Source organism: Amnibacterium sp., assembly GCF_051956055.1.
In the GTDB taxonomy this organism is placed as follows: domain Bacteria; phylum Actinomycetota; class Actinomycetes; order Actinomycetales; family Microbacteriaceae; genus Amnibacterium.
In genome coordinates this window covers 13466-29879 of the sequence record NZ_JBQCGC010000083.1, presented here as the reverse complement: position 1 = coordinate 29879, position 16414 = coordinate 13466, and the positions used below count along the sequence as shown (strand labels likewise).

The following is a 16414-nucleotide window of genomic DNA, read 5'->3' as shown; positions in this document are numbered from 1 at the left end:
CCCGTCAGTCGCGACGGCGCAGCCGGCCGGAGGCGTGGGTGCGGAGCTCCTGCCCGAGGGCCGCGATGTCCCACGCCCAGAGCAGATCCCCCTCGACGAGCCCGTACAGCCGGGTCGCCGCGGAGTACTCCTTCGCGCTCTCCGTGCGCATCACCGCGTCGGTCGCGAGGTCCACCCGCGGGCCCTTCACCCGCCCGAGGTACAGCTCCGTCACCCCGGTCGGGTGCACGACCGAGACCTCCACGTCGAACCCGTCGGAGGCGTTCCGGAGGGTCTCGACGCTCGCCGCGGTGGTGAACGGGCGCGGCCCGACGCCGGGCAGCATGCCGGGGCCGGGATCACCCTCCGTGGGCGGCCGGCTGAGCCGCCAGTACCCGGTCTCCGTCACGAGCGGCACGGTCGGACCCTCGTCCGGCGTGCCGGGGTTCGACCCGAAGAGCCAGGTGAACGAGTTGTAGTTCAGGAACGGCAGTCCGTCGTGGCTGAAGCTGACCCGCTGCCCGAACTCGTGGCGCCGGATCTCGTCGCCGACCTCGTACTCGACGAGCCCGGTGCCCTCCCAGACGCCGATGAGCCAGGAGAGCGGCACGAGCTCCGCGGGCAGGCCTGCGGGGATGTCGATCACCACGGCATCCTCGCAGCAGCGGTCAGCGCTGCCCCTTGAAGAGGTTCGCGAGGACCACGATCGAGACGCCGGCGATGGCGAGGGAGGCCAGGCCGAGCAGCCCGAGGTAGAACAGTTCGATCGCCAGCTGCACGGTCGCGAGTCTAGTGCGGGCCCCGTCCTCTAGATCGCGAGCGCGACCGCGGCGCCGATCAGGACGAGGACGAAGGATCCGGTGGCCGTCGCCGCGAGCCTGGTCAGGAAGCCGCGCTGCTCCGCGACGGCGAGCTGCGCGACGATGCCCGCGACGATCGCGAGCGGCAGGGCGAGCGCGAGCCAGGACAGCACGTGCTGGCCGGGCGCGAACACGTCGACGAGCACGACGCCGACGAGCGTGAGCACCCACACGGCCACGACGGCGAGGCGGGCGGCAGGCACGTCGGCCATCCTCCCATCCTCCCCGGCCCGCTCAGGCGACGCCCGGTGGAGGCGGGTAGCCGCCCGCGTCGGGTGGTCCGGTACCATCGGGGCCACTGGTCGCCGGAAGGACCTCCATGGCACAGCTGTTGATCCTGACTCCTCAGGTCGACGGTGACGTGCTGCCCGCGCTGAGCCTGCTGAGCCACAAGGTGCGGGCGATCCCCGCGGAGCCCGCGCAGCTGATCAGCGCGCCGCCGTCGGACGTGATCCTGATCGACGCACGGTTCGACCTCGCGAGCGCCAAGTCGCTGTGCAAGATCCTGACGACCACCGGCATCACCGTGCCGATGATCCTGATCCTCACCGAGGGCGGCCTCACGGCGGTCAGCGCGGACTGGGGGGTCGGCGACGTGGTGCTCGAGTCCGCGGGGCCGGCCGAGGTCGACGCCCGCATCCGGCTCGTCATCGGCCGCATGGCGCAGGCCGACAGCGCGTCGAAGATCCAGGCCTCCGGTGTCGTGATCGACGAGGCGAGCTACTCGGCGCGCGTGCACGGCCGGCCGCTCGACCTCACGTTCAAGGAGTTCGAGCTGCTCCGCTTCTTCGCGACCCACCCGTCGCGGGTGTTCACGCGCGAGCAGCTGCTGAGCGAGGTCTGGGGCTACGACTACTTCGGCGGCACGAGGACGGTCGACGTGCACGTCCGGCGGCTGCGGGCGAAGCTCGGTGACCTCGAGAGCCTCATCGGCACCGTCCGCAACGTCGGGTACCGCTTCAACGTCTACGAGGACGAGGACGAGCGGCTCGCCACCGCGCGCCGCTGATCCCGAGAGTCGCCTGCGGGTCGTCTGACTCACCGCTTCGCGTTCGCTAGGGTTCGGAGCCGTCCGCGCACCCGACGGACGGAAAGGTGCAGCCATGTCGACCGCCGACTCCCCCTCCTTCACCGAGGGCCCCGCACAGCCGTCGACGCCGAGCGTCGTCCGGACCTCCGCACTGCTCTACGTGATCGGCGCGATCATCGGCCTCATCGGCGCGATCATCGTCCTCGTCGCGCTGCCCGGGCAGCTCTCGGCGGCGCAGGGGCAGATCGACTCCGCCCTGCAGGGCAGGAACACGAACGGGGTCGACGTCGCGGGGATCACGACGGGCACCGCCATCGGTATCGCCGTCTTCAGCACGCTGCTCACCCTCGCCTTCTCGATCCTCACGATCGTCTTCGCGCAGAAGATGAAGCAGGGGAGGAACTGGGCCCGCATCGTCCTCGCGGTGTTCACCTTCCTCCAGCTGTTCGGCGTGCTCGGCTCGTACGGCGTCGGCGCGCTGCACTTCCTCGTGCTGCTCGTGGCGTTCATCCTGAGCGTCCTGCCGACCGCGAACGTGTGGTTCCGCGAGCAGAAGGCGCTGCGCACCCCCACCGTGTAGCCGCGGGCCCGTTCACCTGCGGGCAACCTGGACGGTGGGAGGATTCGGGGATGGACGAGGAGAGTTCGACCGCGACGGCCCCGGCCATCGAGGAGGACGTCCAGGCGGTCGCGCCGCCTCGACCGCGTCCCGCCCCGCTGCCGAAGGACCGCTACATCGACCGCGAGCTCTCGTGGCTCGCGTTCAACCGGCGCGTGCTGGATCTCGCGGAGGACGAGTCGCTGCCCATCCTGGAGCGCACGAACTTCCTCGCGATCTTCGCTTCCAACCTCGACGAGTTCTTCATGGTCCGCGTCGCGGGGCTCAAGCGGCGGATCATGACCGGCCTCGCCGTGCCGACGAACATCGGGCGGGCCCCGCGCTCGGTGCTGGCCGACATCAACGCCGCCGCGCACGTGCTGCAGGTGCAGCACGCGGAGGTGTTCCACGAGCAGGTCCGCCCCGTCCTCGAGCGGTCCGGCATCCGCATCGTCGGTGTCGACGACCTGCCCGAGTCGGAGCGCAACCGGCTGGCCGAGGTGTTCGCGAGCCAGATCTTCCCCGTGCTCATGCCGCTCGCGGTCGATCCCGCGCACCCGTTCCCGTACATCAGCGGCCTCTCTCTCAACCTCGCGGTGCGCGTGCGCAACCCGAGATCCGACCGGATCGACTTCGCACGCCTGAAGGTGCCGACCGGGGTGCTGCCGCGGCTCGTCGCGACCGCCGCACCGTCCTCCGCGTCCGCCACGTTCGTGCTGCTCGAGGACCTGATCGCCCATCACCTGGGCGAGCTGTTCCCCGGGATGGAGGTGCTCGAGCACCACGTGTTCCGCCTCACCCGCAACGAGGACCTCGAGGTCGACGAGGACGAGAGCGAGAACCTCCTGCAGGCGCTCGAGAAGGAGCTGCTGCGCCGCCGGTTCGGGCCGCCGATCCGACTCGAGATCACCGAGGACATGGATGCGACGACGCTCGAGCTGCTCACCTCCGAGCTCGACGTCACCCGTGACGAGGTGTACCGGCTCCCGGGCCCGCTCGACCTGGCCGGGCTCTTCGAGCTGAACAAGCTCGACCGCCCGCAGCTGCACTACCCGACCGCGGTGCCGACGACGGCACCCGCGTTCGTACCGGGCGAGCCGAACGAGAAGCCGGACCTGTTCGCCGCCATCGCGCAGCGCGACGTGCTCGTGCACCACCCGTACGAGTCGTTCGCGACGAGCGTGCAGGCGTTCCTGGAGCAGGCGGCCGCGGATCCCGACGTGCTGGCGATCAAGCAGACGCTCTACCGGACGAGCGGCGACAGCCCCATCGTCGAGTCGCTCATCGACGCCGCCGAGGCGGGCAAGCAGGTGCTCGCGCTGGTCGAGATCAAGGCGCGGTTCGACGAGCAGAACAACATCGACTGGGCGCGAAAGCTCGAGCGCGCCGGCGTGCACGTGGTCTACGGCCTCGTCGGTCTGAAGACGCACTGCAAGCTCGCCCTCGTGGTGCGGCGCGAGGCCGACGGCAACCTCAAGAACTACTGCCACATCGGCACGGGCAACTACAACCCGAAGACCAGTCGCATCTACGAGGACCTGGGGCTGTTCACCGCGGACGACCAGGTCGCGCGCGATCTGACCCGGCTGTTCAACCAGCTGTCGGGGTACGCGATCGAGAAGAAGTTCCACCGGCTACTCGTCGCGCCTCTGCACCTCCGCAAGGGCCTCCTCAAGCGCATCAACGCCGAGCGGATGCACGCCGAGGCGGGCAGGCCGGCCCGCATCCGCATCAAGGTGAACTCGATGGTCGACGAGGCCATCATCGACGCGCTGTACCGGGCGAGTCAGGCCGGCTGCGACGTCGAGGTGTGGGTGCGCGGCATCTGCAGCCTCAAGCCGGGCGTGCCCGGGATGAGCGACCGGATCACGGTGCGGTCGATCCTCGGCCGGTACCTGGAGCACTCGCGGATCTTCTCGTTCCTGAACGACGGGGACCCGGTCACCTTCATCGGCAGCGCCGACATGATGCACCGCAACCTCGACCGCCGGGTGGAGGCGCTCGTGCGCCTCAAGCGCCCGGAGCACATCGCCGAGCTCGACCGGCTCTTCGACGAGGCGATGAGCGACGAGACCGCCTCCTGGCACCTGGACGAGATCGGCGTGTGGGAACGGCACGCCGTCAGCGACGACGGCGAGCCGCACATCGACCTGCAGATCGCGACGATGCAGGCGCTCAGCGCACGACGGCGTCAGAACCGATGACCGACGCCACGACCGCGCCCGTGCTCGCGGCGGGCGCCGTCTGCTGGCGTCGCCGGGCGAAGAGCTACGAAGTGCTGCTCATCGACCGGCCGGCCCGCGGCGACGTGAGCCTGCCGAAGGGCAAGGCGGAACCGACCGAGTCGCTGCCGCAGACGGCGGTGCGGGAGGTGCTGGAGGAGACCGGCTACCAGGTGCACCTCGGCGTCCCGCTCGGGAGCACCACCTACACGCTGCCGAACGGGCGCGACAAGACCGTCCTGTACTGGGCGGCCGAGGTCTCGAAGAGCGAGCTGGAGCGCGGCACGTTCGTGCCGAACGACGAGGTGGGCGGCGTCGAATGGGTGCCGCTCGCGAAGGTCGGCAAGCGCCTCACCTACGAGCGCGACGCGGAGCTGCTGCAGCGCTTCGCCGAGCTCGCGGTCACGGGCGAACTCGAGAGCTTCGCGCTCATCGCCCTCCGCCACGCGAAGGCCGCGTTCGACTCCCCCTCCGGCGCGGACGCCGACCGCCGGCTCACGGCGCGGGGCCAGGCGCAGGCGCGCGCCGTCGTGCCCGCGCTCGCCGCCTGGGGGCCCACCCGGATCGTGAGCAGCACGGCCGCCAGATGCCTGGCGACCGTCGCCCCGTTCGCGCGGGCGACCGGCATCGAGGTGAAGAAGGCCCCGCAGCTGAGCCAGGACGGCTGGGAGCAGCGTCAGCACGACCCGAGCGGTGTGCGGGAGGTCGTGGACCGCCGCATCGCGAAGGGGCGGACGACCGTGCTGTGCAGCCACGCGCCGGTGCTGCCCGAGATCATCGAGCAGATCGCGGAGGCGACGGGCAGCCCCAACGGCGGCCGGATGACCCGTGCCGGGATCCTCGGCACGGCGGAGTTCTCGGTCGTGCACCTCGCCGCGAAGGCACCCCATCGGGTCCTCGCGATCGAGACGCACGCCGCGCCCGAGTGAACCGACGGGTACCTGAGCGCGCACGAAATCCCTGGTCGACGCCCCCGATCCGCGCGCACCGTGTCCGCGTCGAGACCGGTCGTTCACCGTCCGTTCACCGTCGGTAGGCACTCGCGCTACCCGGTCTCCTTAGCGTGGCGGCGCTCGCGAAGGAAGAGGCACTCCCTCCACGCGGGCTCCTGCAACCCGAATCCGGAAGGATCCCCCTTTTGAAGCACATGCGTGCAGGCCTCGCCATCGGCACGGCCATCACCGCGATCATCGCGCTCTCCTCCTGCGCCTCCAACGAGGCCGGCGGCAGCGGCTCGGGCTCGTCCTCCTCCGCGTCGACGGCGACCCTCTCCGGTCAGCTGAACGGTCAGGGCTCCTCGGCGCAGGGCAACGCCCAGACCCAGTGGATCAAGGACTTCCAGACCGCCAACTCGGGCGTGACGATCAACTACAACCCGGTCGGCTCCGGTGCGGGCCGCACCGCGTTCGAGCAGGGCGGCGCGCAGTACGCCGGCTCCGACACCTACCTGTCGAGCGCCGAGGTGGGCGGCACCTTCGCCCTCTGCAACGGCAAGGGCATCGACCTCCCCGACTACATCTCCCCGATCGCGCTCGCGTTCAACGTGAAGGGCGTCTCGTCCCTCAACCTCGACGCGACCACGCTCGCGAAGATCTTCTCGGGCAAGATCACCACCTGGAACGACCCGGCGATCAAGGCGCTCAACAGCGGCGCCAACCTCCCGGCGACCAAGATCGACCCGGTGCACCGCTCCGACAAGTCGGGCACCACGCACAACTTCACCGACTACCTGAACAAGACGGCGCCCTCGGTGTGGACCAACAAGGGCGACGACACCTTCCCTTACAAGACCGGTGAGGGCGCCCAGGGCACCTCCGGCGTCGTCGCGGCCATCAAGGGCGGCAACGGCACCATCGGCTACATCGACAACTCGCAGGTCGGCTCCCTGACGGTCGCGAAGGTCAAGGTCGGCTCGACCTTCGTCGCCCCGTCCGCTGACGGCGCCGCGAAGGCGGCCGAGGCCGGCACCGTCGAGTCCGGGCGCGACGCGTCCGACTTCGCGATCGACGTCAACCGCACCACGACCGACCCGACCCAGTGGCCGATCACGCTCATCTCGAACCTGATCGTCTGCAAGCAGTACAAGGACCCGTCGGTCGGCAAGCTCGTCGGCGCCTACGCCACCTACGTGACCAGCACCGAGGGCCAGGCCGCCGGCGCGAAGGTCGCGGGCTCGGCCCCGATGTCCGCCGCGCTGATCGCGAAGGTCCAGGCGGTCGCCAAGGCGATCAAGTAGCCCCACGCACGACGGCGGGGTCGGAGGGGCGTTCCGGCCCTCCGGCCCCGCCGTTAGCATGCAACACGCTGCCCGCTCCCGATCCACAAGGACCTGCTCATGACCTCGAGCTCCGCGCCCGTCCCCACGGTCGCGACCGCGAAGCCGGTCCGCCGGCTCGGTGACCGGGCGTTCTCGACGATCGCGCTCGCCGCGGGCCTGCTGATCCTCGTGGCCCTCGCCGCGGTCGCCGTCTTCCTCGTCGGGCAGAGCATCCCCGCCCTCGGCGCGAAGAAGGATCAGCTCCCGGTCGGCTTCACGAGCTTCTTCTCGTACGCCGTCCCGCTCGTCTTCGGCACCGTCTGGGCCGCGGTGCTCTCCCTGATCTTCGCGGTGCCGCTCTCGATCGGCATCGCCCTCTTCATCTCGCACTACGCGCCCCGCCGCGTCGCCCGCGGCCTCGGCTACATCATCGATCTGCTCGCGGCCGTGCCGTCGGTGGTCTACGGACTCTGGGGCATCACCGTGCTCGCCCCGTTCGTGCAGCCCTTCTACACGTTCCTCGGGAAGTACTTCGGCTGGATCCCGTTCTTCGGCGGCACGGTCTCGGCGACGGGCCGCACGGTCCTCACCGTCGCGGTCGTGCTCGCGGTGATGATCCTGCCGATCGTCACGGCGCTCTGCCGCGAGGTCTTCCTGCAGACCCCCCGGTTGCAGGAGGAGGCCGCCCTCGCCCTCGGCGCCACCCGGTGGGAGATGATCCGGATGTCCGTGCTGCCCTTCGGGCGGGCGGGCATCGTCTCCGCGATCATGCTCGGCCTCGGACGCGCGCTCGGCGAGACGCTCGCCGTCGCGCTCGTGCTCTCGCCCGCGGTCGTGGTGTCGTTCTTCGTCCTCACCACCCAGAACCCGACGACGATCGCCGCGAACATCGCGCTGCAGTTCCCCGACTCGTACGGGATCTCGGTCAACATCCTGATCGCCACCGGGCTCGTGCTCTTCGTCCTCACCTTCGTCGTGAACGCGCTGGCGCGGGCCATCGTCTCCCGCACCGCCGTCGGAAAGGGTCAGTGATGGCCTCGGCAGTGATCGGCTCCGGCGTGCGCCGCGCGAGCCTCCCCCGCTACTCCACGGTCGGGCTGCTCGCGATCAGCTGGGTCGTGATGGCGGGGCTGTTCCTGCTGTTCTTCCTGGCGGGGATGACCGCGGCCTACAACCTCGTCGGCGTCGTGTTCTTCGGCACCGTGCTGTGGGGAGTCGCCATCTGGGTGCTCTCCTTCATCGTCGAGGGCTCCAGGAAGGCGAAGGACCGCCTCGTCACGGCGCTCGTCTCCACCGCGTTCGTGATCGCCCTCCTCCCGCTCGTGTCCCTGGTCGAGACGGTCGTCCAGCGCGGGCTGGCCCGGTTCGACGCCGGCTTCTTCACCGAGTCGATGCGCAACATCGTCGGCCCGGGTGGCGGCGGCATCCACGCGATCGTCGGCACGCTCGAGATCACGCTCGGCGCGGCCGTCATCTCCGTGCCCGTCGGGCTGCTGTCCGCGATCTACCTCGTCGAGTACGGGCGCGGCGGCATCGCCCGCGCGATCACCTTCCTCGTCGACGTCATGACCGGCATCCCGTCGATCGTGGCCGGCCTGTTCGCCTTCGCGCTCTTCTCCCTCATCACCGGCAACCCGGGCTACCGCTCCGGCTTCGGCGGTTCCGTCGCGCTCAGCCTGCTGATGATCCCGATCGTCGTGCGCGCGAGCGAGGAGATGCTGAAGCTCGTGCCGAACGAGCTGCGGGAGGCCTCGTACGCGCTCGGCGTGCCGCGGTGGCTGACGATCCTGAAGGTCGTGCTCCCCACGGCGCTCGCGGGCATCGTGACGGGCGTGACCCTCGCGATCGCCCGCGTCATCGGCGAGACCGCGCCGCTGCTGCTCGTCGCCGGCTACACGACGAGCATGAACTACGACCTCTTCAACGGGCCCATGGTGACGCTGCCGGTCTTCAGCTACACGCAGTACGCGCAGCCGGGGGTCGACCCGACCCCGTCGCTCGACCGGGCGTGGACGGCCGCGCTGGTCCTGATCCTGCTCGTGCTGCTGCTGAACCTGGTCGCGCGCCTCATCGCCCGCTTCTTCTCCCCCAAGCTCCCGGCCTGACCGGCACCCGAAGGATCACCGCATGTCCAAGCGCATCGTCGTCAACGATCTGAACGTCTACTACGGCAGCTTCCGCGCCGTCGAAGGCGTCTCGCTCACCATCGAGCCCCGCACGGTCACCGCCTTCATCGGCCCCTCCGGCTGCGGCAAGTCGACCTTCCTCCGCACCCTGAACCGCATGCACGAGGTGATCCCCGGCGCCCGCGTCGAGGGCGAGGTGCTCGTCGACGGCAGCAACCTCTACGGGCCCGGCGTCGACCCGGTGCTCGTGCGGCGCCAGGTGGGCATGGTGTTCCAGCGGCCGAACCCGTTCCCCACGATGTCCATCCGGGACAACGTGCTCGCGGGCGTGAAGCTGAACAACCGGCGCATGGCGAAGTCGGACGCCGACGACCTCGTGGAGCGGTCGCTCAAGGGGGCGAACCTCTGGAACGAGGTGAAGGACCGGCTGAACCTGCCCGGCAACGGGCTCTCCGGCGGCCAGCAGCAGCGGCTCTGCATCGCGCGCGCCATCGCCGTCTCACCCGACGTGCTGCTGATGGACGAGCCGTGCTCCGCCCTCGACCCGATCTCGACCCTGGCGATCGAGGACCTGATCGAGGAGCTCAAGTCCGAGTACACGATCGTGATCGTGACGCACAACATGCAGCAGGCGTCCCGCGTCTCCGACAAGACGGCGTTCTTCAACATCGCCGGCACGGGCAAGCCGGGCAAGCTCATCGAGTACGACGACACCAGCATGATGTTCTCGAAGCCGACGCAGAAGGCGACCGAGGACTACGTCTCCGGCCGCTTCGGCTGATCCGCGTCGCGCCGGGGCCGTAGCGCGATCCGTGCCGCGGGCGCCCCGGCCGCGGACGGTCCGAGCACGTCAGCAGGACCACGGCGCTTCAGCAGGATCCATCGGGCCGATGTGTCCTGCTGAAGCCGGCGGGTCCTGCTGACGTGCTCCGGAGGGTCAGGCGTTGAGCTTGACCGACACGATCGGCCTCGTGGTCGGCTGGGCGGAGCCGCCCTGCGGCTCGACGGTGACGGCCAGCGACTCGCCCGAGCTGGGCGTCCCGGTCAGCAGCACGTACTTCTGCCCGCCCGGTTCGTAGAGCCCCGCACTCGTGATCGTCGAGCCGCGCACGCTCCAGAGCTGGAGCACCTTCCCCGACGGGACCTTCACGCCGCTCAGCACCACCGCCGTGCGGTGCTCGCTGCTCGACCAGAAGACCGTTGCCGAGCCGCCGCTCGCGACGGACGCACGGGCCTGCTGCACATCGGGCGCCTGCCACACGGCGACGACCTCGCTCTGCGGCTCGAGCAGCGTGCGCTGCAGCAGGAAACCGCCCCCGAACAGCAGCACCGCAGCGGCCGCGAGCGCCACCCACACCACCGGTCGACGGCGACGACGGCGCTTCGGCACGACGTGGTCCCCTGCCGGCATGGGCGCGGGCGTCTCCGGCTCGGCTTCGACCGTGTCCTCCACCGGGAGCTGCGGGGTCGTCGCGATCGCGTCGAGCAGACGCCCGCGGAGGGCGGCCGGAGGCGCCTCCTCCGGTACCGCGAGCCCGAGCGCGACGGCGGTGTCGGTGAGCCCGACGACCTCGTGGTGCAGCTCCTCCGACTCCTGCATGGCGGACTCGACGAGCGCCGCCTCCTCCGCATCCACCGCGTGCACCGCGTACGCGCCGCTCAGCAGGTGCGCGTCCTCACGGTTGGTCATGACGTCACCCCCATCGCGTCGCGGAGACGGATCATGCCGTCCCGGATCCTGGTCTTGATCGTGCCGACCGGCACGTGCAGTCGCGCAGCGATCTCCGAGTGCGTGAGCCCGCCGTAGTAGGCGAGCTCGACCGCTTCGCGCTGCAGCTCGGTCAGGCCCGCGAGCGCCCGCTTCACACGCTCGCCCTCGAGGGTGATCTCGACGTGCTCCGCGACCTGGTCGTACTCGCGGTCGTAGTCGCGCACGCCCACCTTGACGTCGCGCTCACGGCTCGACTGCGAGGCGCGCACGCGGTCGACGGCGCGGCGGTGCGCCATCGTCAGCATCCAGGACATGGCGCTGCCGCGCTCGGGCTGGTAGCGGGAGGCCGTCTGCCAGATCTCGAGGTAGATCTCCTGCGTGACCTCCTCGGACTGGGCCGGGTCGACGAGCAGTCGCCGGACCAGACCGAAGATGCGGGCCGCGGTCGCGTCGTAGAGGTCGGCGAACGCGCGCTGATCACCGCGAGCGATGCGCGCCAGGCGGTCCTCAGCGGTGTCCCGCATGCCGGAGAGCGCGTCGCCGGTGTCGGGATCCATGACCACCAGCATGCAGCACCTCCTCCACTCCGGGCGCCGAGGTCCGGACACCCGTTCGCGGGCGGTCCACCACCCGTCGACGCGAGGCGTTCGGAGCGCCGGGGGACACGGATTGCCGCGGAGCGCCGGCACCGCTGTGGAGTGTGCCGAGCCGCAGAAACGCCTCTCGGCGCGAGGCCGCTCGAAGCGGCTGAAAATGGAGCCCGGGGTTACTGCGGCCCGGCGGGCCCCGAAGGACCGCCCCTAGTCTAAAGCGCCGTCCCGCTGGAGCCGTGCGGATGCCGTGAGCTCATCGGCGAGCTGCGTCAGCCGCGACGCTCGTCGCGTGAGGACCTCCGCCCGCTGCGGCTCGGTCGCATCGGCGTCGTCCGCGAGGTCGAGCGAGCCGTCCGCCGTGACCCGGGAGAACGCCGCCGCGCGGTCGAGCGCGAGCGCGAGGTCGCCCGCGAAGACGCCCCGGAGGATCTCATCGGCGAGCGCCAGCAGCTCCTCCGGTCCGGCCGGCGACGGCGCCCCGGCGACCACCGGGGAGATGCCCACGAGCCGCTCGACGCCGCGTCCGTACGCGAGCGCCACGGGTGCCGCGTCCCGCCGCACCATCTCCCGCAGGAGGTAGAGACGCCACAGCGCGCCGGGCAGGCTGAGGGCTGCGGCACGCGACCACAGCTCCGCGACAGCGTCGATGCCCTCCCGCTCGGCGAAGGCGACCAGCCGCTCCACGATCTCGGGATCCGGATCCGCGCGGACCCGACTCACGAGCGCCTGCGCCGTCTCGTGCGCGGACCGTACGAGCACCGCCGGATCCTCGCCGCCCTTGACGAAGTCGAAGTGCTCCGAGGGCATCCGCACCGGGCGAGGGAAATCGGCCATCGACCCAGCGTACGAGCCGGCCCTCCGCCTCGCTCTCCAGCGCGAACACAGTCCACATTCAGCGAACGAGTCATATCCTCACAGCATGCTCGGACTCATCATCGCTCTGCTCGTCATCTGGCTGATCCTCGCCATCGTCGGCTTCACCATCAAGGGCCTGATCTGGCTGGCGATCATCGGCATCGTGCTCTTCATCATCACGGGCATCATCGGCTTCATCCGCCGCCGCGTCTGAGCACGCTCGGCCTACTCCACCCCGGGGGGACTGCTCCACCCGCTCCGGCGCATGGAGCAGTCCCCCCGGGGTGGACTTCCGGGTCGGCCGCCCCGCGAGCGCGGCTACGCTCGAGTCCAGGGGCCTCTAGCTCAGTCGGTAGAGCATCGGACTTTTAATCCGCGGGTCGTGGGTTCGAGCCCCACGGGGCCCACCCGATCGGCGTAGTTGCGCGGATCGCGTCTCGGTGCCCCAGAGCGTCTCCGAACTTATTCCGAACATTCGGTCGAGGTGCGTCGCGGTGTCCGCGGTCCCGACCTTCCTCGACATGTACACGTCCTGCGTCATCGAGGGTCGCTTATGGCCGAGGTACTCGGCGATGCCGCGCGCTGAGACGCCGGCGACGTCGAGGGCGGTGGCGCAGGTCTTGCGCAGCCCGTGCGAGGTGAAGGTCGGGTAGCCGAGTCGGACCCGATTCACCCGCCAGTCGGCTTCGGTGTTGTTGGTGTCCCGGAGCTTGCCGGACAGCGAGGGGAAGACGACCTCGGCGGTCCGCTCCCGTCGTTGCAGCAGCTCGAGGACCTCGAGCGGAACGCTGATGACGCGGTTCGACGTGTCGGTCTTCCCGTGCTCCTGGATCTCGAGGCCGCGTTCCTTCGTGCGCACCACGGTCGCGGCGAAGGTGACGGTGGCGGCATCCAGATCGACGTGCGACCAGCGCAGCGCGAGCGCTTCGCCGATCCGGCAGCCGGTGAAGAGCATGAACTCGAACAGGTCGCTGATGTCGAGTTCCCGCAGCTTCTCGTCCGCCCGGATCGTCTCGAGGAACGCAGGCACGCCGTCCAGCGGGATCGCCGTCGACGCGTGCGTGACCTTCCGGCGCGGCGACTCGACCGCGGAGATCGGGTTCGAGCGGAGGACGTCGCTGCGGACCGCGATACCGAACATGCCGGAGAGCACCGACCGGCAGGTCTTCGCCGCGCCAGGCCCGTGCTCTCTGTTGACCGTGTTCAGGAACGCCTGGATGCGCCTCGGAGTCGCTTCCTCGACCCGGAGATCGCCGATGCGCGGGAGGATCTGCTTCCGCAGCGCATGCGCATACGTGTCCACGGTCCGGGGCGACCGCTCGGACTCCCGCTTCACTTCGATGAACTGCGCTGCGAGCACCTCGAGCCGGGTACTCCCTCGGAGCTCCCCGCCTTCCGGCGTCGCGAGGTCGACCAGGGCTTCCTGCAGCGCCTGGATCGCTTTCGCCCCGGTCCGCCCTGCCCGGCGTCGCTCGATTTGCCGGCGTTTGCCGTCCGGAAACCGGCAGAGGGTCCGCGCGCGCCACACGCCAGGCTCAACCTCGTCGACGTTGACGATGCCATGGCTGCCGATGGGCATCCGGGGTCGTCCCATGACCTACCAGCGTCCCCGCGATGCCGCCGAGTTCAGCCAGCCTGGCAGCGCATCGCTGATCCACTGTCCGGCCTGGTCGTAGACCTCGTGCACTGCGAGTCGGTCGGCGAGCGCCCTGCCGACGGGGATCGACGTCAGCGCTTCGCGGACTGCGCGGGCGCTCTCCGTGTTGCAGAGGTAGGTGATGCTGTTCGCGTCGCCGAGGTCGAGCCGGCGCCGGAACGCTTGGAAGATCGCCACATACCGCGGCATCCGCTTCGGCGTCAGTTCGACCTCGATCAGCTCCACCCAGCCCGGTCCGAGCGCGACGCCGTCCGCCTGATGCCCACCCGCATAGCTCGGCTTCTCATCACGCTGCCACGCGTACCCAGCGGCCGCGTACCGGGCGGACGCCGCGGAGACGGCGACCTCGTGCCGCGTGGTCTGCCGGTACAGGCTCGGTTTCCCCAAACCGGTCCCCGCGTAGGTGCCCCACACCAGCGACCCGCCGGCCCCACCGAGCTGCGCCCGTCCCACCAGACCCGCGGTCTCCATCCGCGCGCACCAGGCCTGCGCCCGCCGCACGGACACCGGCGACTGCTGACTGTTCAACGCCCCGAGCACCCACCTGACGGACTGCACGTTCGCGATCCGCACGATCTGGAACCACGTCATCATCTGCTCATCACGCGCCATCACCCACACGTTCCGCTCGTCCGTATCCAACGTCCGCACCACGCTGCCCTCTCCGACCGATCCCCGTCCGCTCACCGAACGAGAACACCGTCCACCGACAGCACCACCTCTACGCCTTCCCCGCCACCTTCCGTCAGTTCATGTGACACACCAGCACAACTCATCCCCACTCCCTCCTCCTCTTCGTCTCCCCCTCCTGCCCTTCTTCTTGCCCTGTCCTGGCCTGCCACCTGCACTTCCGAACCACCCTCAGTCAGCAATGCTCTTTCTGCTGAGTGAGGGTGGTTCGGAAGCCGCGCAGCGGAGGTGGCAGGCCAGGACAGGGCAAGACGCCCGAAACCCCTCGCCACCCCCATCACCCCGAACGACGTACACAACGACCGGGCCAGCGAGGGGCTCAAGCCGCCCCTGCCTCCTACCGCGTCGCCGATCCGCCAGTTCGCCTTGAGAGTGATCCTCGAAACGTCTCGCGCCGTTCTCGCTTGTCCCCTCCTGCGACAGCTCGCACCCTCGATTGAGCGAGGACGCCCCGATGGGACCGTGTCCAGGTGGAGAGCATCGTGCCAACGGGCAGCGCGCCCCTGCGTGCCTCATCCTGGTGGTGATGACGCGAGGTGTCGGTGAGTCGTCGGGCTGGCGGATCGCGCCTGTCCGGCACGGGAAGGCGCGCTCGAGAGGCGGTCTGCGCTCGGCACTGACCACTTTGGTCGCGGTGATCGTCGTCATCACGGTGGGAGGTCTGGGCATCGTCGGATGGACGGTGTCGCAGGTGTCGAACGGGATCCACCGATCCGCCATCGTGCTGCCGTCGTCGCCCACGGCGGAGACGAACATCCTGCTGATGGGCCTCGACAGTCGCGTCGACGAGGACGGCAAGCCGTTCCCACGCTCGATCTACCAGGCGCTGCACGCGGGCAACAGCTCGGATGGCGGGTACAACACGAATGTCTTGATGCTCATCCACATTCCGGCTGGTGGCGGCCGGGCGGTCGGGATCTCGATCCCTCGAGACGATTACGCCGCGTACCCGGGTTCGCCGTACGGGGAGTCGCACGGCAAGATCAAGGAGGCATACGGTCTCGAGTTCGCGGACACGTTCGACCGTCTCGTCTCGACGGGCTCGATGAGCCGAGCCGCCGCGTACCAGGCGGCGCGGGGCGCTGCGAGGCGTGAGGAGATCGCCACGGTGTCCGCGTTCCTCGGCGGTGTCCCGATCAACCATTTCGTCGAGGTGACGATGGCCGCGTTCTACAAGGTCGCGCTCGCTGTGCAGCCGATCGAGATGTGCGTGAAGGAATCCACCTCCGACCCGTACTCGAACGCGCACTTTCGCAAGGGCTATCAGGAGCTCACCGCGGAGACCGCCGTCGAGTTCGTCCGACAGCGACGTGATCTGAACAATCCTGCTCTGAACTTCACCGACCTCGATCGAGCCAGACGCCAGCAGGCGTTCATCATCGACGTGCTCCACAAGCTGCGCCAGACGGGCGAGATCACCAATCCCGTGACGCTCCAGACCCTGTTCAACACGGCGAAGCAGGACATCGCCCTCGACAGCGGCTTCGACCCGCTCAGCCTCGCGGGCGTCGCCGAGCACTTCGCCGGTGGGGGAATCACCTTCCAGACGCTCCCGATCACCGGGTATGCGACCATCAACGGCAGCGACGTCAACACGGTCGATCTGCCCGCGATCCGCTCCCAGACCGCGCACATCCTGTCGGCATCGGACCACCCGAGCGCGAGACACCCCTCGACACGCTCCTCGACACGCCCGACGTCGACGCCCACGAGGGAGAGTTCCGCGACTTCGCGTCCGGCACCGAGTCGGACGGCGAATGCCACACTCGACCCCATCCAGTCGGGGTCGATCGTCTGCGTCAAGTAGGCCCGCGCGTGTGCGGGCGGCGGTGTTGC

Annotated in this window: 16 protein-coding genes, 1 tRNA gene and 1 pseudogene; 11 read left to right on the top strand and 7 right to left on the bottom strand. The window is 69.7% G+C overall.

All coding sequences use genetic code 11. The features are described 5' to 3' along the window. Nucleotides 1-4: 4 nt before the first annotated feature. Together ACTHLI_RS12055 and ACTHLI_RS12050 are read right to left on the bottom strand one after the other, a co-directional pair. Nucleotides 5-625 (bottom strand): FABP family protein, encoded by a 621-nt coding sequence (locus ACTHLI_RS12055; RefSeq protein ID WP_440183877.1) that lies wholly within the window; start codon nucleotides 623-625, stop codon nucleotides 5-7. A gap of 162 nt (nucleotides 626-787) precedes the next feature. After that, nucleotides 788-1051 carry a hypothetical protein gene (locus tag ACTHLI_RS12050; protein ID WP_440183875.1) on the bottom strand — a complete coding sequence of 88 codons (264 nt, stop codon included), beginning with the start codon at nucleotides 1049-1051 and terminating at the stop codon, nucleotides 788-790. 107 nt (nucleotides 1052-1158) lie between these two features. On the opposite strand from ACTHLI_RS12050, the gene ACTHLI_RS12045 reads away from it, so the two are divergent. The 8 genes from ACTHLI_RS12045 (at nucleotide 1159) to pstB (ending at nucleotide 9853) form a co-directional block, all read left to right on the top strand. Then, nucleotides 1159-1848, top strand: a complete 690-nt coding sequence (locus tag ACTHLI_RS12045) for a winged helix-turn-helix domain-containing protein (protein ID WP_440183872.1) — start codon at nucleotides 1159-1161, stop codon at nucleotides 1846-1848. Nucleotides 1849-1942: 94 nt separating this feature from the next. After that, a complete protein-coding gene (locus tag ACTHLI_RS12040) occupies nucleotides 1943-2449 on the top strand; it encodes a hypothetical protein (protein WP_440183869.1) in 507 nt (168 codons plus the stop codon). A 50-nt stretch (nucleotides 2450-2499) separates the two neighbouring features. Beyond that, nucleotides 2500-4671 carry an RNA degradosome polyphosphate kinase gene (locus tag ACTHLI_RS12035; protein ID WP_440183867.1) on the top strand — a complete coding sequence of 724 codons (2172 nt, stop codon included), beginning with the start codon at nucleotides 2500-2502 and terminating at the stop codon, nucleotides 4669-4671. Beyond that, a complete protein-coding gene (locus ACTHLI_RS12030; protein WP_440183865.1) occupies nucleotides 4668-5618 on the top strand; it encodes an NUDIX hydrolase in 951 nt (316 codons plus the stop codon). Before ACTHLI_RS12035 ends, ACTHLI_RS12030 begins: the two co-directional genes overlap by 4 nt. A gap of 218 nt (nucleotides 5619-5836) precedes the next feature. Further along, a complete protein-coding gene (gene pstS, locus ACTHLI_RS12025) occupies nucleotides 5837-6925 on the top strand; it encodes a phosphate ABC transporter substrate-binding protein PstS (protein ID WP_440183933.1) in 1089 nt (362 codons plus the stop codon). Between the two features lie 99 nt (nucleotides 6926-7024). Further along, the gene (gene pstC, locus ACTHLI_RS12020) at nucleotides 7025-7978 is read left to right on the top strand and encodes a phosphate ABC transporter permease subunit PstC (protein WP_440183863.1); all 954 of its coding nucleotides are present in this window, start codon (nucleotides 7025-7027) and stop codon (nucleotides 7976-7978) included. Next, on the top strand, nucleotides 7978-9051 hold the full coding sequence (pstA, locus tag ACTHLI_RS12015) for a phosphate ABC transporter permease PstA (protein WP_440183861.1): 1074 nt from the start codon (nucleotides 7978-7980) through the stop codon (nucleotides 9049-9051). Before pstC ends, pstA begins: the two co-directional genes overlap by 1 nt. Nucleotides 9052-9073: 22 nt before the next feature. Beyond that, complete coding sequence (gene pstB / locus ACTHLI_RS12010) at nucleotides 9074-9853, top strand: phosphate ABC transporter ATP-binding protein PstB (RefSeq protein ID WP_440183859.1); 780 nt, start codon at nucleotides 9074-9076, stop codon at nucleotides 9851-9853. A gap of 156 nt (nucleotides 9854-10009) precedes the next feature. Here the strand turns inward: pstB and ACTHLI_RS12005 are convergent, their stop codons facing one another. The 3 genes from ACTHLI_RS12005 to ACTHLI_RS11995 form a co-directional block, all read right to left on the bottom strand. Further along, nucleotides 10010-10762 carry an anti-sigma factor domain-containing protein gene (locus ACTHLI_RS12005; protein WP_440183857.1) on the bottom strand — a complete coding sequence of 251 codons (753 nt, stop codon included), beginning with the start codon at nucleotides 10760-10762 and terminating at the stop codon, nucleotides 10010-10012. Further along, on the bottom strand, nucleotides 10759-11340 hold the full coding sequence (gene sigK / locus ACTHLI_RS12000) for an ECF RNA polymerase sigma factor SigK (RefSeq protein WP_440183931.1): 582 nt from the start codon (nucleotides 11338-11340) through the stop codon (nucleotides 10759-10761). The genes ACTHLI_RS12005 and sigK overlap by 4 nt, the downstream gene beginning before the upstream one ends. Nucleotides 11341-11583: 243 nt before the next feature. Then, entirely contained in the window at nucleotides 11584-12210 is a 627-nt protein-coding gene (locus ACTHLI_RS11995) for a DNA-directed RNA polymerase subunit beta (RefSeq protein ID WP_440183855.1), read from the bottom strand. 85 nt (nucleotides 12211-12295) lie between these two features. Here ACTHLI_RS11995 and ACTHLI_RS11990 point away from each other — a divergent pair, with 85 nt between their 5' ends. Together ACTHLI_RS11990 and ACTHLI_RS11985 are read left to right on the top strand one after the other, a co-directional pair. Continuing rightward, entirely contained in the window at nucleotides 12296-12445 is a 150-nt protein-coding gene (locus ACTHLI_RS11990; RefSeq protein ID WP_440183852.1) for a hypothetical protein, read from the top strand. A gap of 120 nt (nucleotides 12446-12565) precedes the next feature. Further along, a tRNA-Lys gene (locus ACTHLI_RS11985) sits at nucleotides 12566-12638 on the top strand. A 125-nt stretch (nucleotides 12639-12763) separates the two neighbouring features. On the opposite strand, the pseudogene ACTHLI_RS11980 reads toward ACTHLI_RS11985, so the two are convergent. Next, nucleotides 12764-13810 (bottom strand): annotated as a pseudogene (locus ACTHLI_RS11980) (tyrosine-type recombinase/integrase); the annotation flags it as partial. 18 nt (nucleotides 13811-13828) lie between these two features. Next, entirely contained in the window at nucleotides 13829-14542 is a 714-nt protein-coding gene (locus ACTHLI_RS11975) for a hypothetical protein (protein WP_440183850.1), read from the bottom strand. A 562-nt stretch (nucleotides 14543-15104) separates the two neighbouring features. On the opposite strand from ACTHLI_RS11975, the gene ACTHLI_RS11970 reads away from it, so the two are divergent. Then, entirely contained in the window at nucleotides 15105-16385 is a 1281-nt protein-coding gene (locus ACTHLI_RS11970) for an LCP family protein (RefSeq protein WP_440183848.1), read from the top strand. The last annotated feature ends 29 nt before the right edge of the window (nucleotides 16386-16414 follow it).

Excerpts from the sequence above, each read along its gene's own strand:
- ACTHLI_RS12005 (WP_440183857.1), bottom strand. The coding sequence starts at position 10,762 with ATGACCAACCGTGAGGACGCGCACCTGCTGAGCGGCGCGTACGCGGTG.
- ACTHLI_RS12045 (WP_440183872.1), top strand. The coding sequence starts at position 1,159 with ATGGCACAGCTGTTGATCCTGACTCCTCAGGTCGACGGTGACGTGCTG.
- pstA (WP_440183861.1), top strand. The coding sequence starts at position 7,978 with ATGGCCTCGGCAGTGATCGGCTCCGGCGTGCGCCGCGCGAGCCTCCCC.
- ACTHLI_RS11990 (WP_440183852.1), top strand. The coding sequence starts at position 12,296 with ATGCTCGGACTCATCATCGCTCTGCTCGTCATCTGGCTGATCCTCGCC.
- pstS (WP_440183933.1), top strand. The coding sequence starts at position 5,837 with ATGCGTGCAGGCCTCGCCATCGGCACGGCCATCACCGCGATCATCGCG.
- pstC (WP_440183863.1), top strand. The coding sequence starts at position 7,025 with ATGACCTCGAGCTCCGCGCCCGTCCCCACGGTCGCGACCGCGAAGCCG.
- ACTHLI_RS12050 (WP_440183875.1), bottom strand. The coding sequence starts at position 1,051 with ATGGCCGACGTGCCTGCCGCCCGCCTCGCCGTCGTGGCCGTGTGGGTG.
- ACTHLI_RS11995 (WP_440183855.1), bottom strand. The coding sequence starts at position 12,210 with ATGGCCGATTTCCCTCGCCCGGTGCGGATGCCCTCGGAGCACTTCGAC.
- ACTHLI_RS12040 (WP_440183869.1), top strand. The coding sequence starts at position 1,943 with ATGTCGACCGCCGACTCCCCCTCCTTCACCGAGGGCCCCGCACAGCCG.
- sigK (WP_440183931.1), bottom strand. The coding sequence starts at position 11,340 with ATGGATCCCGACACCGGCGACGCGCTCTCCGGCATGCGGGACACCGCT.
- ACTHLI_RS12030 (WP_440183865.1), top strand. The coding sequence starts at position 4,668 with ATGACCGACGCCACGACCGCGCCCGTGCTCGCGGCGGGCGCCGTCTGC.
- ACTHLI_RS11970 (WP_440183848.1), top strand. The coding sequence starts at position 15,105 with ATGACGCGAGGTGTCGGTGAGTCGTCGGGCTGGCGGATCGCGCCTGTC.
- pstB (WP_440183859.1), top strand. The coding sequence starts at position 9,074 with ATGTCCAAGCGCATCGTCGTCAACGATCTGAACGTCTACTACGGCAGC.
- ACTHLI_RS12035 (WP_440183867.1), top strand. The coding sequence starts at position 2,500 with ATGGACGAGGAGAGTTCGACCGCGACGGCCCCGGCCATCGAGGAGGAC.